Genomic DNA, 14,565 nt, shown 5'->3' with positions numbered 1-14,565 from the left:
AGCCCGCTCCCACATTTTAGTTTTGTGTCGCCTGGCTAATGCGGTCACGCCCATACCGCCGCTGCGCATACGACGCCCCCGCAATCATCGCCACCAGCACCGCCGCCAGCACCGCCGCCAGCACCGCTGACGAGCCAATCGTGCCGAAATCCAGCCCGCCCTTTTCATGGGGTTTGGTGAGGAAGTCCCCCAGTGTTGCGCCAAACGGCCGGGTCAGCACGAACGCGACCCAGAACAACAACACCGACGAGATCTGCGTGAAGTACTTGAGCGCAACAACCACGGCGATGGTCGAGCCGATCAACAACGCGCCGCCGGCAAAACCCAGCCCCGAATCGTCCGCCAGGAAGTCGCCCAATGCGGTGCCCAGGGTGTTGGAAAACAGAATCGCCATCCAGTAGAACAACTCCCCGCGAAAGGTCTGCACCTTGTTCACGTTCAGCGAATCACCGCTGAGGTGCCACATGGCGAAGATGATCATCAGGATCACAATCAGGAGCATCGACCCCGTGGCGTAACCCAGGCCCAAGGTGCGGTCCATAAAGTCCGACATGGTCGTGCCAGCCGTGCTGGTAGACAGGATCACGATCCAGTACAGCACCGGGTTGTAGGTTTTCGACCAGAGTTGCGTCAGCAGGGTGACGAAAAATACGCTGATCAGGATCATCGAGCTGAGGGCGTAGCCGACATTCAGGGTCATCGACAACAAATCCCCAGCGGTTTCGCCGAGGGTGGTTGCGCAGATTTTCATGACCCAGAACGCCAGGGTGATCTGAGGAAGTTTATTCATGGGGTGGGAGGCTCCGAGGCGCAGTCATTCAATTGCGCGCAGACTGAACGTGGAGCTGTGAAAAATAGGTGGGCGCGGTATGAAAATTCCATATCGCCGATGGAAATTCTCCGCCACGCCTTGCAGTATGGGCGCCTCATTGCACCCGATCGCAGGAACCCCGGCCATGCCCGACGATATTCATTTCTACGAACCCGCCAACGGCCACGGCCTGCCCCATGACCCGTTCAATGCCATCGTCGGCCCGCGGCCCATCGGTTGGATTTCGTCCCACGACAGTGACGGCCGCCTGAACCTGGCGCCCTACAGCTTCTTCAATGCCTTCAATTACATTCCGCCGATCATTGGGTTTTCCAGTGTCGGGCGCAAAGACAGCCTGAACAATATCGAACAGACCGGCGAGTTTGTGTGGAACCTGGCGACCCGGCCGCTGGCCGAGCAGATGAACCAGAGTTGCGCGGCGGTATCGCCTGAGGTGAACGAATTCGAACTGGCTGGACTGACACCGGTGGCGTCAAAGGTCATCAAGGTGCCACGGGTGGGTGAGAGCCCGGTGTCGTTTGAATGCAAGGTGACGCAGATTATCCAGCTGCAACGGGCCGACAAGGAGCTGGTGCCGAGTTGGCTGGTGCTGGGCGAGGTGGTGGCGGTGCATATTGCCAAATGGTTGCTCAAGGATGGCGTCTATGACACCGCCGCCGCCGAGCCGATCTTGCGTGGTGGTGGGCCGGCGGATTACTTCCAGCTTGGGCCGGAATCCCTGTTCAAGATGTACCGCCCCGGCGCCAACAAACCCTGACTGAAGTGCGATCAAACTGTGGGAGCGGGCTTGCCCGCGAAGGCGGTGTGTCAGTCGACATCTTTATCAACTGACAGACTGCATTCGCGAGCAAGCCCGCTCCCACATTTGCCCGGCGGTGTTGTTTAGATTGTCGCTAGCGCCCAGGAAAGCTGGCCTTCCTCGTCAACGTCAACCAACCGCTCCAGCTGCAACGCAGCCGCATCATCGGCATCGGACGCCGTCTTGAACTTCTGTCCATCAAGGATCTTGTGAAAGCGCGGTGCGCCCATGCCATCCAGTGCCTTCACGGCGACGGCGGCGCTGTAGCCACCCTCTCCCGGCACTACGGCGGAAACGGCTTCGTGGTGGGCAAATTCTTTACGTGCCATGTTGCAGGTCCTGGCCAATGGGAAGTCGGCCATTCTAAACCTGATTCACCCGGCGAGTTGCAGGTACTCGCCGTAGGCGTTGGCGGCGGATGCATCGGTGAAGGTCTGGAAATCCATGCTGCGGATGACCATGTCGTTCAACAGCTCGGTGAAGATCATCAAGGCCGGCGAGTTGAAGTAGACGCTCATCGCCTGCTCGCTGCTCCAGAAACCTGAGACCAGCCACACATCGGCGTCTACCTGGGACTGCTGCAACGAGAATTGCAGGCAACCCTGAGCCTGGCGGCCCGGTTCGATCAAACTGCTCAAGCGTGCACCGAGTTCGGTGCTGCACCCGCTGCGGGCGCGGATAAAGGCCATATGGCTCGCGGGAATGGGGGTGGACATGTTCGACTCTCCCGTTGAGAAGTGATGCTCGGCAAGCACTGTGAGGGCGTGTTGCCACAGGATCAAAGATAACGGCGCGGGGCCGGGCGCGGTTAGTCGATTCCTGCCGGCTTATTGCACAATCCTGCGAGAAGCGTAGACAGTAGGCTTGGCCCGCTGGATTTATCGCAGGCACAGGCGCAGTGTTTCAGGCAGATGACAGGCCTCGCACTTGCCTGATTCACGACTTATCGCAGGATCAGGCAAGGATTGTGCAGGATCGACGTAACACTTTTGCGCAACCCGCCGCTAAGCTGAGCCCATCAAAAAAGCGTGTAGAGGCCCACCCATGTCGTCGCCTGAACATCAGCCCGTTCCCCTCGATGCCGAGATGGAAAAACAGCGCGCCGAACTGGCCAGCATCGTGCACCGGCACACCTGGGAGGACGGTTCCTACGGCACCGCGATCACCTCGCTGTACCTGAACCGCCACAACACCCCGCGCGATTTCATGCCGGTGCTGGTGGAGCCCGCCCTGTGCATCCTCGCCAGTGGCAGCAAGGAAGTGCGCCTGGCCGACGAGATCTTTGCCTACGACCCGCTCAACTACCTGGTGTTCTCGGTCGCCATGCCCGTGGCCGGGCGGATTATCGACGCCACGCCTGAAGACCCCAACCTGTCGGTGCGGATCAATATCGACCCGGCGCAACTCACTGCGCTGATCGCCGAAGCCGGGCCGATGGGTGTGCCGTCGCGGCCGACTTCTCGCGGCATGTATGTGGACCGCATCGACCACCAACTGCTGGATGCAGTGCTGCGCCTGTCGCGCCTGCTGGATACGCCCAAAGACATCGCCATGCTCGCGCCGTTGATCAACCGCGAGATTCTCTACCGCTTGTTGCGTGGGCCGCAGGGCTATCGGCTGTATGAAATTGCCGTGGCCAACAGTCAGAGCCATCGGGTCAGCCAGGCGATCACCTGGTTGAACGGCAACTATGAACAGCCGTTGCGCATCGATGACCTGGCCAAGGAAGTGAACCTCAGTGTCTCGACCTTGCACCACCGGTTCAAGGCGATTACCGCGATGAGCCCGCTGCAATATCAGAAGCAGTTGCGCTTGCAGGAAGCGCGGCGACTGATGATTGCCGAAGGGCTGGAAGCGTCGGCGGCGGGGTATCGGGTGGGGTATGAAAGCCCGTCGCAGTTCAGTCGGGAATACAGCCGGTTATTCGGCGCGCCGCCCCTAAGAGACCTCGCAAGACTGCGCCAAACGATCTGACTCAACAGAGATAAAAATGTGGGAGCTGGCTTGCCTGCTCCCACATGGGTCCCGCATGCATTCAGTCGAGACCGCGGGGCAGTTGCAGGGTCACCCGCAACCCACCCTCACGCAAATTCTGCAAACTCACTTCCCCCCCATGACTGTGGGCAATATTGCGCGCAATCCCTAACCCCAATCCATACCCCTGCTGCTGCCCGGCCAGGCGGAAGTGCGGTTCAAACACCTGCTCCAAGCGCTGCTCCGGCACGCCCGGGCCTTCATCATCCACATGCAGGATGAACTGCGCGCCGTCGTCCTCGATGTGCAAATGGGCGGTCTGCCCGTACTTCAAGGCGTTGTCGATCAGGTTGCCGATGCAGCGCTTGAGCGCCAGCGGTTTACCCGGGTAGGTGGTCAGCGCGCGGCCGTGCTGGGTCACGCGGCCCTTGCCGTTGGGCGCCAGGTACGGCTCCACCAGGCAATCGAGGACGTGGTTGAGGTCCACGGGTTCGATGTTTTCGTGGATGTCGGTGTCTTTCACGCATTGCAGCGCGCCTTTGACCAGCAACTCCAATTCATCCAGGTCGCGGCCGAACTTGGCTTGCAGGTTTTCATCCTCCAGCAACTCCACGCGCAGGCGCAGGCGGGTGATCGGGGTGCGCAGGTCGTGGGAAATCGCGCTGAACAATTGGCTGCGTTCGGTCAGGTAACGGCTGATGCGTTCACGCATGGCGTTGAAGGCGCGGCCCACTTCCTCCACTTCGCTGCCGCCGCCTTCGGCCACTGGTTCGACGTCGGCGCCCAGGGACATGTCCCGCGCGGCCCGTGCCAGGCGTTTGAGTGGGCGGCTTTGCCAGTGCACCAGCAAGCCGATGAACAGCAACAGAAAGCCGCTGGTGAGCACGATAAACCACACTTGCTGGGACGGCAGGCCCTGTTCTTCAAGGCTGGTGTAGGGCTCGGGCAATAGCGAGGCGATGTACAGCCATTCGCCAGGCGCAAGCTGGATCTGCGTGACCAGCACCGGCGGGTTCACCGGTTCCAGGGTCAGTGCGTAATGCGCCCAGGAGCGTGGCAGCTCATCGAGCTTGAGGCCGGCATTGAAGATGCGCAGGTCTTCGGCGCTGACAAATTCCACCGAGATATGCACGTCGGCGCCGAGGGTCTGGCGCAGCACTTCGTCCACCGCCACCAGCACCGCCTGCTTGCGCGGGGTTTCCGGCAACACTTGCATGTCCAGCGGACGGTCATTGAGGGTTACCACAAACCGCGTGCCGCCCATGCTGCGCAATTGGTCGAGGACCAACGGGCGATAGGCCACTGGCAACGAGCGGAAATAACTCACGCTGGCGGTCATCGAATGCGCCAGGCTGCGGGCGCTGGTGACCAGGCCTTCCAGTTGGGTGGCGCGCAATTGCGAGACCCAGATCACGCTCGACAGCGCCTGGGCAAACAGCACCACCAGCAAGGTCAGCAGCAGCATGCGCCCCAGCAGCGAGCGCGGCACCGGAAAGCGCCGGCGACGTTCAGTCACAGGTTCAGTGGGCATTGCCGGCAACCACGCTGGCTGCCAGTTGATAACCGCTGCCGCGCACGGTGCGGATCAGCCGCGGCGGTTTTTCGGTATCGCGCAGGCGTTGGCGCAGGCGGCTGACGGCCATGTCGACGATACGGTCCAGCGGCATCAGGTCACGGCCACGGGTGGCGTTGCCGATGGTGTCGCGGTCGAGGATCTGTTGCGGGTGGTCGAGAAACAATTTGAGCAGGGCAAAGTCGGCGCCGGAGAGGATCACTTCTTCGCCGTCGAGGTGGAACAGGCGGTGGCTGATCATGTCCAGGCGCCATTCATCAAACACCAGCACGTCGCTGCTGCCCCGCTGCTCCTGGCCGAATTGGGCACGACGCAACAGCGCCTTGATCCGCGCTTGCAGCTCGCGGGGGCTGAAGGGTTTGCCGATGTAATCGTCGGCGCCCAGTTCCAGGCCGATCACGCGGTCGGTTTCGTCGGAGCTGGCAGTGAGCATGATGATCGGCACCTGCGCCTGGCGCGGATGCTGGCGGATCCAGCGGCAAAGGCTGAAGCCGTCTTCGTCGGGCAACATCACATCAAGGATGACCAGGTCGCACGGCGCCTCGTTCATCGCCTGGCGGAACCCCGCGCCGTCCGGCACGCCACGCACCTGGAAGCCGGCACGACTGAGGTAGGTTTGCAGCAATTCGCGGATTTCCTGGTCGTCGTCGACGAGGAGAATGGATTTACTGATTACGCTCACGGGGGCCTCCTTGTTGTTATGGCCAAGCTTAAGTCATTTGTTGCCCTTGAGGCCCTCATCGCAGGCAAGCCAGCTCCCACATTTTGACCGTGTGAACCCGGTCAACTGTGGGAGCTGGCTTGCCTGCGATAGGGCCATCACTGCCTACGCAAAAGCCTGTTCCAAAGCCACACCCGCGCCAGTCAGCCCGGAGTAAGGCGCCGTCACCAACCACACCGGAATCCCTTTGAAATAGTCACTCATGCAGCCTTTGTCACAAAAACTCTTGGCGAAACCACTGTTGATAAAGAAGTCGGCAAACCTCGGTATCACGCCGCCCACGATATACACACCACCGCGCCCGCCAGTGGTCAGCACGTTGTTGCCGGCCACGCGGCCCAGCCAGATGCTGAACTGGTCCAACACTTCCATTGCCACCGGGTCGCCGGCCAGGCCTGCGGCCGTGATGGCCTCGGGCGTGTCCAACACCGGCGTGTGCCCGTCCACCGCGCAAATCGCCCGGTACAAACGCGGCAAGCCGCCGCCGCTCAAGGCGGTTTCGGCGCTGACGTGACCGATTTCCGTGTAGATGTGCTGCCACAGCTGGGTTTCACGCGGGCTGCTCAGGGGCAAGTCGACATGGCCGCCCTCCCCCGGCAGCGCCGCAAAGCGACCGCCACCCAAGTCCAACAGCGTGCCGACGCCCAGGCCGGTGCCCGGGCCGATCACCACGGCCGGGCGCAACGGTTCCGGTGTGCCTTCGCAGACCACACGGAATTCGTCAGGCTTGAGGCGGGTCATGCCCAGGGCCATGGCCGAGAAGTCATTGACCAGCAGCAGTTCATCCACCTGCAACGTCTTGCAAAACGCCGTCTTGCTCAGGCGCCAGTGATTGTTGGTGAACTTGAATTCATCCCCACTCACAGGCCCCGCCACCGACAGGCACACCGCGCCAATCGCACCGATGTGCAGGCCTTCTTCCTTCAGGTAAACCTTGATCGCGTCCTCAGGGCTGGCGTGATCCGCCGTGGCGTGCACGCGGATCGAATGCAGCTCCTGGTCCCGCCACAACGCAAACCGCGCGTTGGTTCCACCGATATCACCGACCAGCGCAAGCTTCACTTAAGCGTCTCCAGGGCAGAGGTAAAGGCGCTGGCGCCCTGCTCTGCGGAGCTTGCGGCCAAGCGCATAAATGCAAACAGCTCGCGACCGGCCCCCACGTTATTGCCCAACAGGCCCGTGGCAGGCGCGCGCGCTGCAAATTCTTCGGCGTCCACCTTAAGCTCCAAGGTGCCCTTCACGCCATCGACGCGAATGATATCGCCATCACGCACCCGCGCCAGTGGCCCGCCGCTCTGGGCTTCGGGGTTGACGTGGATCGCGGCGGGGATCTTACCCGAGGCGCCGGACATGCGCCCGTCTGTGACCAACGCGACTTTGAAACCACGGTCCTGTAACACACCCAGGAACGGGGTCATCTTGTGCAGCTCGGGCATGCCATTGGAGCGCGGGCCCTGGAAGCGCATCACGGCGACAAAGTCTTTTTCCAGCTGGCCGGCCTTGAAGGCATCGGCCAAATCCTGCTGATCCTGGAACACCACCGCCGGCGCTTCGACGATTTGATGCTCAAGGGCCACGGCCGACACCTTCATCACACCACGGCCGAGGTTGCCTTCCATCACGCGCAGACCGCCTTCCGGGGAGAACGCACGTGCGACCGGACGCAGGATGGTTTCGTCGAGGCTTTCGATAGGCCCGTCGCGCCAGATCAGCTCGCCATCCACCAGGAACGGTTCCTGGGTGTAGCGGCTCAGGCCCTTGCCCGCGACGGTGTTGACGTCTTCGTGCAACAGGCCGGCTTCGAGCAGTTCGCGGATCAGGAACGACATGCCGCCCGCTGCCTGGAAGTGGTTGATGTCGGCCTTGCCGTTTGGATAGACGTGGGACAGGGTCGGCACCACCTCGGAGAGGTCGGCCATGTCATCCCAGGTGAGGATGATGCCCGCCGACATGGCGATGGCCGGCATGTGCAGGGTGTGGTTGGTGGAACCGCCCGTGGCGTTGAGGGCAATGATGGAGTTGACGATGGATTTCTCATCAACGATCTCGCCGATCGGCGTGAAGTTGCCGCTGGCCTTGGTCAGGCGCGTGACCTGGTGCGCGGCTTCGCGGGTCAGTGCGTCACGCAGCGGCGTGTACGGGTTGACGAACGACGCACCGGGCAAGTGCAGGCCCATCACTTCCATCAGCAACTGGTTGGTGTTGGCGGTGCCGTAGAAGGTGCAGGTGCCGGGACTGTGGTAGGACTTCATCTCCGATTCCAGCAGCTCTTCGCGAGTCGCCTTGCCTTCGGCGTAGCGCTGGCGCACGTCGGCTTTCTGCTTGTTGGAGATGCCGGAAGGCATTGGCCCGCCTGGCACAAAGATCATCGGCAGATGGCCGTAGCGCAGCGCGCCCATCATCAGGCCGGGAACGATCTTGTCGCAGATGCCCAGCATCAACGCGGCGTCGAACATGTTGTGGGACAGCGCTACCGCTGTCGACATGGCAATCACTTCACGGCTGAGCAGGCTCAGCTCCATGCCGGGCTCGCCTTGGGTCACGCCGTCGCACATGGCGGGCGTGCCACCGGCGAACTGGCCGACCGAGCCGACTTCGCGCAGGGCTTTCTTGATTTGTTCCGGGAAATGTTCGTACGGCTGGTGCGCCGAAAGCATGTCGTTATATGACGAAACAATTGCCACGTTGGCGGCGTTCATCATGCGCAGGCTGTTTTTGTCTTCGGTGCCGCAACCGGCCACGCCGTGGGCGAAGTTGGCGCATTGCAGCTTGCCGCGCATCGGACCGTCGCTGGCTGCGCCGCGAATGAGCGCAAGGTAAGCCTCGCGGGTGGCGCGGCTACGGGCGATAAGCCGTTCGGTGACCTCAAGAACGCGGGGATGCATGTGTAGAACTCCAGGCTAACGGATGTGGCGACCTGAGTGTCTATGCTGATCAAACGCCCGCTACGCATGGGATGGCAGGGTGTCGTTTAAATCATCGGACCAGTTGATTCAGGTCACTCGTTGTAGATTGAACAAAATATTGCCACTAAAAAGGCTTGTTTTCTATTTTTATGCGAATAATCTTGTAATTCTTACAACAAATCGACGACAGGCACTCTCCAATGACTCTTCGTATCGCAATCAATGGTTTTGGCCGTATTGGCCGTAATGTCCTGCGCGCACTGTATACCCAAGGCTACCGCCAGGATTTGCAGATCGTCGCCATCAACGATCTGGGCGACAGTTCGATAAACGCCCACCTGCTCAAATACGACACCGTACATGGCACTTTCGAAGCAGAGGTCGCCCACGATCAGGAAAGCCTGACCGTCAATGGTGACCGGATTGCCGTCAGTGCCATTCGCAACCCAGCCGACCTGCCGTGGGCTGCCCACAAGATCGACGTGGTGTTCGAATGCACCGGCCTGTTCACTGACCGTGACAAGGCGGCCGCCCATATTACCGCTGGCGCGCGCAAGGTGATCATTTCTGCACCGGCCAAGGGCGCAGACGCTACCGTCGTCTACGGGGTGAACCACGACATTCTGCGCCAATCCCACCAGATCATCTCCAACGCCTCGTGCACCACCAACTGCCTGGCGCCGGTGGCCCAGGTGCTGCACCGCGAGCTGGGCATCGAAAGCGGCCTGATGACCACCATCCACGCCTACACCAACGACCAGAACCTCACCGACGTCTACCACACCGACCCGTACCGCGCGCGCTCGGCCACCCAGAATATGATCCCGAGCAAGACCGGCGCCGCCGAAGCGGTGGGCCTGGTGCTGCCGGAACTGGCGGGCAAGCTGACCGGCATGGCCGTGCGCGTGCCGGTGATCAACGTGTCGCTGGTGGACCTCACCGTGCAGTTGAAGAAAGAAGCCAGCGCTGAACAGGTCAACGCACTGCTGAAAGAAGCCAGCCAGCACTCGAAAATCCTCGGCTACAACACCCTGCCGCTGGTCTCGAGTGACTTCAACCACAACCCGTTGTCGTCGATTTTCGATGCAAATCACACCAAAGTCAGCGGTAAATTGCTGAAAGTGCTCGCCTGGTACGACAACGAGTGGGGCTTCTCCAACCGTATGCTGGATAACTGCCTGGCGCTGTGTAACGCCGAATAATCCCTGCCGCCGCCGGCTTGTGTGGGAGCTGGCTTTTGTGGGAGCTGGCTTGCCTGCGATAGCATCACCTCGGTCTGACAGTTAGACCGAGGCGCCTGCATCGCGGGCAAGCCCGGCTCCCACAGGGATCTGTTCAGTCCTGCAACGTGCCGCTTGCCATTTGCGCTGATGATAAGCATTATCATTAACTGCAAATCGGTCTGGTATCACTGTGAGCCAATCTCGCTTCAACCAAGTCTTTCTCACCCAACGGGTGATTCTGCTGCGCACCTTGCAGCGCATGGTGAATAACCACAGCACCGCAGAGGACCTGTTGCAGGAAACCTACCTGCGCGTCACCCGGGCCCTCAGTGAGCGGCCTATCGATCACCTCGAACCTTTCGTCTACCAAACGGCGCGCAATCTGGCGCTGGACCACCTGCGTTCGCGCAGGATCCAGGCCCGCACGTTGCAGGAAGATGTCCCGCTGGACATCCTGCAAAGCGTCGCCGCCCCCATCAGCACGCCCGAAGATGCCACCCAGGCCGAGCAATTGCTTGAGCACCTGAGCGTCAGCCTGGGCCAGTTGAGCGCCCGTCAGCAGCAGATCTTCATCCTCAGCCGCCTGCACGGTTGCAGCTACCAGGAGATTGCCGACCAGTTGGAAGTGTCCTTGAGCACCGTGCAAAAGGAACTGAAACTGATCATGGCCATCTGCGTAGGTGTGGCCGAAAGGTTGGATCGGCCTTAAGCTGCACCCGATTACGCTGTAGGAAAGATCAATAAAACGTGGCGAAGACCCGAGGAACACCGTGACGGACCCGAATAAACGGCACCCCCATGAGCTGGCTCATGAGGTGTTGCAAGACACGGCTATGGACCAAGCCCTCGATTGGCTGATCGCCTTGCAATGCCCGTTGCCCGGGCAGCAGGCCGAATTCGAGGCCTGGCTGGCCAGCGACCCGGCCCACGTCCAAGCGTTCGCTAAAGCCCAGGCTGCCTGGGGTGGCGCGCCGGTCCACAGCGCCGCCGTGGCCCTCGCCGCGCCGCGCAAGCCGAGCGCCTGGCGCCGGATCAAACCGCACTGGAAACCCCTGGCCACCGCCGCCGTGCTGCTGATCGGCCTGTTCAGCTTCAGCAACCTGCCGGTGCGCCTGCAAGCCGACCATCTCACCGTGGTCGGCGAACGCCAGCGCCTGCAATTGGACGACGGCGCCAAGGTGCTGCTGAACACCAACTCGGCGTTTTCCAGCCGCATCAAGGACCAGCAGCGCATCGCCCGCCTGTACCAGGGCGAAGCTTTTTTTGAAGTGGCGCCCAGCCACGGCCTGCCCCTGGAGATCGACGCCGGCCCGGTGCGCGCCAGCGTGCGCGATACCGCCTTCGCCGTGCGCTACCTCAATGGCGAGGCGCAGGTGCAGGTGCAACGTGGCGACGTCGACCTGAGCAACACCTTCGACGACGCGCGTGTGCGCTTGAGTGCCGGGCAAAGTATCCGTATCGGCCCCAAGGGCTTCGGCCCGCCCGCCAAGCTGGACGCCAACAAGGACCTGGCCTGGGTCCAGGGCCGGCTGATCTTTGAAAACTGCCCGATGAGCGAAGTGCTCGCCGAGCTGCGCCGCTACTACCCCGGCTGGATCGTCAACAACAACGAGCAACTGGCCAGCGTCGCCGTCACCGGCAATTACCGCCTCGACCAGCCCCTGGACGTGGTGCGCTCACTGGCCCACATCACCTCCGCCAAGCTGTCGGAGTACCCGGCGCTGGTGATCTTGAACTAAATGAGAATTATTTTTACTCGATAACCTCTGGCGGTACGTCTCGTCTTAGCCAATGCAACTGATTCCTATTTGTTTCAGTTCGCGACTATAAGATTCGTACTCCGGAGCGCTCTCGATGTCCTCTCGTTTCAACCGCCGGTCGTCCTTGCCCGTGCTGTCCGTGCTGACCGCCGCCATCCTGCTGGCTGGCGCGCCGGTAATGGCCGCCACCGCTGCCGAACCTGCCCCGCGCAGCCACGGCAACTACAACTTCAGCATCGAGCAACAGCCGTTGGTGGCCGCACTGAACGCCTTCACCAGCGTCACTGGCTGGCAAGTCGGCCTGCCGGCAGAGCTGGGCCAGGGTGTGTCGTCCCCTGGCGTACGTGGCCCGCTGTCAGCGGAAAAAGCCCTGGACCAGTTGTTGGTGGGGACCAACCTGAGCTACCGCAAACTGGGCAACAACAACATCGTCCTGGAAAAACGTGCGGCCGGCGGCACCCTCAACCTGCAACAAGTGACCATCAGCGCCACCCGCCACGAGCAGGATGTGACCAGCGTACCGAGCACCGTCAGCGTGCATGATCGCCAGGAGCTGGACCGCCTCAACGTCGGCAACAGCCGCGACCTGGTGCGCTACGAGCCCGGCGTCTCCGTGGGCGGCGCCGGTACCCGTTCGGGCAATGCCGGTTTCAACATCCGCGGCATCGACGGCGACCGCATCCTCACCCAGGTCGATGGCGTCGAAGTGCCGGACCACTTCTCCAACGGCCCGTACGCGCAGACCCGTCGCAACTATGTCGACCCCGAGATCGTCAAGCGCGTCGAGATTCTGCGCGGCCCGGCCTCGGCCCTGTACGGCAGCAGCGCCATCGGCGGCGCGGTGAGCTACTTCACCCTCGACCCCGACGACATCATCAAGCCCGGCCAGGACGTCGGCGCCCGCCTGAAGACCGGCTACAGCTCCGCCGACGACAGCTGGCTGACCTCCGGCACCGTCGCCGGCCGCGTGCAGGACTTCGACGGCTTGCTGCACCTGAGCCAGCGCAGCGGCCACGAGACCGAATCCTACGACGGCAACAACGTCACCGGCTTGAACCGCACCGCCGCCAACCCGGAAGACGCGCGCACCACCAACGTGCTGGCCAAGCTCGGCTGGAACTACGGCGATGACAACCGCCTGGGCTTCACCTACGAGAAGTACAAGGACGACCGCGACACCAACCAGAAAAGCGCCGTGGGCGGCCCGTACAACACCGGTTTCAACAGCAACCTGTACCGCGCCCGCACGGGCAACGACACCATCAGCCGCGAACGCTTTGGCCTGGAAAACAGCGTTGCCGTCGACACGCTGTTTGCCGACCGCATCAAGACCAGCCTCAACTACCAGATCGCCAAGACCGACCAGACCACGGACGAACACTACGTGTCGGGCGCGCGCAATTTGCTGCGCCAACGGCAGACGCTCTACGAGGAAAAACAATGGGTGTTCGACGCCCAGCTGGACAAGGCGTTTGCCATTGGCGACACCGACCACGTGCTGACCTACGGCACCACAATCAAGCAGGCGAAAGTCACCGGTTCACGCACCGGCAGCGCCACCTGCCTGACCGTCAGCACCTACTGCGCAACCGTCGGCGGCCCAAGCACCTTCCCGTCGGACAAGGTCGTCCCGGCCAGCGACTTCCCGGACCCGACCATCAACACCTACGCGCTGTTCGCCCAGGACCAGATCAACTGGGGCAAATGGACCTTCCTGCCCAGCGTGCGTTATGACTACACCCAGCTCAAGCCCAAGCTGACCGAGGATTTCCTCAACGCCACCGACCCGAACCGCGTCTACGCCCACGACGACAGCGACAAGACCTGGCACCGCGTGTCGCCGAAATTCGGCCTGACCTACGCCCTGACCGATAACTACACCTGGTTCGGCCAATACGCCGAAGGCTTCCGCACGCCGTCGGCGAAAGCCCTGTATGGGCGCTTCGAAAACATCCAGCAAGGCTACGTGGTCGAACCCAACTCGGACCTCAAGCCAGAAAGCAGCAAGAGCTTTGAAACCGGCCTGCGCGGCAACTTCGAGGAAGGCAACTTCGACGTGGCGGTGTTCTACAACAAGTACCACGACTTCATTAACGAAGACGCGGCACTGCTGTCCCCCACCGGCACCGCGTTCAAGGCCAGCAATATCAAGCGCGCCACTATCAAGGGCGTGGAAGCCAAGGGTCGCCTGAACCTCGACAGCTTCGGCGCACCGCAGGGCCTGTACACCCAGGGCTCGGTGGCCTATGCCTATGGCCGCAACGAAGACACCGGCGAGCCGATCAACAGCGTCAACCCGCTCAAGGGCGTGTTTGGCCTGGGTTACGAGCAGCAAAACTACGGTGCACTGGTCAGCTGGACGCTGGTCAAGAAGCAGGATCGTGTCGACAAGAACACCTTCTTCTCGCCCGACGGCGACACCAGCAAGGCCCCGTTCAAGACCCCTGGCTTTGGCATCGTTGACCTGACCGGTTTCTACAAAGTCACCAACGACGTGACCATCAACGGCGGCCTGTACAACGTGACCGACAAGAAATACTGGAACTGGGACGACGTGCGCAGCTTCGACAGCATTGGCGAAGCTGGTGTGACCGCCCCCGCCAATATCGACCGCCTGACCCAGCCGGGCCGCAACTTTGCGATCAACCTGATCTGGGATATCTGATAGCGCCTGCCTCACCCCGCCGATATTTCAACGGCGGGGTGAGGTTTTTTTACTGTGCCGCGTCTTCTTGTTCGTCTATTTGATAACGGCTCTCTTTAAGAGCAACAAGGCG

13 protein-coding genes are annotated in these 14,565 nt (G+C 61.6%); 6 read left to right on the top strand and 7 right to left on the bottom strand.

Going from position 1 to position 14,565, the window contains the following annotated elements:
• Window positions 1–16: 16 nt before the first annotated feature.
• Window positions 17–790, bottom strand: a complete 774-nt coding sequence (locus J1G37_RS06610; RefSeq protein WP_207040612.1) for a hypothetical protein — start codon at window positions 788–790, stop codon at window positions 17–19.
• A 166-nt stretch (window positions 791–956) separates the two neighbouring features.
• Here J1G37_RS06610 and J1G37_RS06605 point away from each other — a divergent pair, with 166 nt between their 5' ends.
• Window positions 957–1,589: a flavin reductase family protein gene (locus J1G37_RS06605; RefSeq protein ID WP_207040611.1), complete on the top strand. Its 633-nt coding sequence runs from the start codon at window positions 957–959 to the stop codon at window positions 1,587–1,589.
• A gap of 125 nt (window positions 1,590–1,714) precedes the next feature.
• Here the strand turns inward: J1G37_RS06605 and J1G37_RS06600 are convergent, their stop codons facing one another.
• Together J1G37_RS06600 and J1G37_RS06595 are read right to left on the bottom strand one after the other, a co-directional pair.
• The gene (locus tag J1G37_RS06600) at window positions 1,715–1,993 is read right to left on the bottom strand and encodes a hypothetical protein (protein ID WP_207040610.1); all 279 of its coding nucleotides are present in this window, start codon (window positions 1,991–1,993) and stop codon (window positions 1,715–1,717) included.
• A gap of 12 nt (window positions 1,994–2,005) precedes the next feature.
• Window positions 2,006–2,347 (bottom strand): antibiotic biosynthesis monooxygenase family protein, encoded by a 342-nt coding sequence (locus J1G37_RS06595; RefSeq protein ID WP_207040609.1) that lies wholly within the window; start codon window positions 2,345–2,347, stop codon window positions 2,006–2,008.
• A 328-nt stretch (window positions 2,348–2,675) separates the two neighbouring features.
• Between J1G37_RS06595 and J1G37_RS06590 the strand changes: the two genes are divergently transcribed.
• Entirely contained in the window at window positions 2,676–3,605 is a 930-nt protein-coding gene (locus J1G37_RS06590) for an AraC family transcriptional regulator (protein WP_207040608.1), read from the top strand.
• A 61-nt stretch (window positions 3,606–3,666) separates the two neighbouring features.
• Here the strand turns inward: J1G37_RS06590 and J1G37_RS06585 are convergent, their stop codons facing one another.
• The 4 genes from J1G37_RS06585 to edd all read right to left on the bottom strand — a co-directional run bounded on the left by J1G37_RS06585 (window position 3,667) and on the right by edd (window position 8,784).
• Window positions 3,667–5,136 carry an ATP-binding protein gene (locus J1G37_RS06585; protein ID WP_242551453.1) on the bottom strand — a complete coding sequence of 490 codons (1,470 nt, stop codon included), beginning with the start codon at window positions 5,134–5,136 and terminating at the stop codon, window positions 3,667–3,669.
• Window positions 5,126–5,860, bottom strand: coding sequence for a response regulator transcription factor (locus J1G37_RS06580; protein ID WP_017738074.1), 735 nt, complete (start codon window positions 5,858–5,860; stop codon window positions 5,126–5,128). The genes J1G37_RS06585 and J1G37_RS06580 overlap by 11 nt, the downstream gene beginning before the upstream one ends.
• Before the next feature lie 144 nt (window positions 5,861–6,004).
• Window positions 6,005–6,961: a glucokinase gene (locus J1G37_RS06575; RefSeq protein ID WP_207040607.1), complete on the bottom strand. Its 957-nt coding sequence runs from the start codon at window positions 6,959–6,961 to the stop codon at window positions 6,005–6,007.
• Entirely contained in the window at window positions 6,958–8,784 is a 1,827-nt protein-coding gene (edd, locus tag J1G37_RS06570; RefSeq protein ID WP_017738076.1) for a phosphogluconate dehydratase, read from the bottom strand. The genes J1G37_RS06575 and edd overlap by 4 nt, the downstream gene beginning before the upstream one ends.
• A gap of 221 nt (window positions 8,785–9,005) precedes the next feature.
• On the opposite strand from edd, the gene gap reads away from it, so the two are divergent.
• From gap to J1G37_RS06550, 4 genes are all read left to right on the top strand, one after another.
• The gene (gene gap / locus J1G37_RS06565) at window positions 9,006–10,007 is read left to right on the top strand and encodes a type I glyceraldehyde-3-phosphate dehydrogenase (protein WP_207040606.1); all 1,002 of its coding nucleotides are present in this window, start codon (window positions 9,006–9,008) and stop codon (window positions 10,005–10,007) included.
• Between the two features lie 211 nt (window positions 10,008–10,218).
• On the top strand, window positions 10,219–10,737 hold the full coding sequence (locus tag J1G37_RS06560; RefSeq protein ID WP_101272772.1) for a sigma-70 family RNA polymerase sigma factor: 519 nt from the start codon (window positions 10,219–10,221) through the stop codon (window positions 10,735–10,737).
• A gap of 61 nt (window positions 10,738–10,798) precedes the next feature.
• A complete protein-coding gene (locus tag J1G37_RS06555) occupies window positions 10,799–11,767 on the top strand; it encodes a FecR domain-containing protein (RefSeq protein ID WP_207040605.1) in 969 nt (322 codons plus the stop codon).
• 115 nt (window positions 11,768–11,882) lie between these two features.
• Entirely contained in the window at window positions 11,883–14,453 is a 2,571-nt protein-coding gene (locus J1G37_RS06550) for a TonB-dependent receptor (protein ID WP_207040604.1), read from the top strand.
• Window positions 14,454–14,565: the final 112 nt, after the last annotated feature.

The organism is Pseudomonas sp. Marseille-Q1929, from assembly GCF_017316265.1.
GTDB lineage: Bacteria > Pseudomonadota > Gammaproteobacteria > Pseudomonadales > Pseudomonadaceae > Aquipseudomonas.
The sequence above is the reverse complement of the archived record's forward strand: the minus strand, read 5'-3'. Positions and strand labels throughout refer to the sequence as shown.

Excerpts from the sequence above, each read along its gene's own strand:
- J1G37_RS06585 (WP_242551453.1), bottom strand. The coding sequence starts at position 5,136 with ATGCCCACTGAACCTGTGACTGAACGTCGCCGGCGCTTTCCGGTGCCG.
- J1G37_RS06550 (WP_207040604.1), top strand. The coding sequence starts at position 11,883 with ATGTCCTCTCGTTTCAACCGCCGGTCGTCCTTGCCCGTGCTGTCCGTG.
- edd (WP_017738076.1), bottom strand. The coding sequence starts at position 8,784 with ATGCATCCCCGCGTTCTTGAGGTCACCGAACGGCTTATCGCCCGTAGC.
- J1G37_RS06610 (WP_207040612.1), bottom strand. The coding sequence starts at position 790 with ATGAATAAACTTCCTCAGATCACCCTGGCGTTCTGGGTCATGAAAATC.
- gap (WP_207040606.1), top strand. The coding sequence starts at position 9,006 with ATGACTCTTCGTATCGCAATCAATGGTTTTGGCCGTATTGGCCGTAAT.
- J1G37_RS06590 (WP_207040608.1), top strand. The coding sequence starts at position 2,676 with ATGTCGTCGCCTGAACATCAGCCCGTTCCCCTCGATGCCGAGATGGAA.
- J1G37_RS06600 (WP_207040610.1), bottom strand. The coding sequence starts at position 1,993 with ATGGCCGACTTCCCATTGGCCAGGACCTGCAACATGGCACGTAAAGAA.
- J1G37_RS06595 (WP_207040609.1), bottom strand. The coding sequence starts at position 2,347 with ATGTCCACCCCCATTCCCGCGAGCCATATGGCCTTTATCCGCGCCCGC.
- J1G37_RS06605 (WP_207040611.1), top strand. The coding sequence starts at position 957 with ATGCCCGACGATATTCATTTCTACGAACCCGCCAACGGCCACGGCCTG.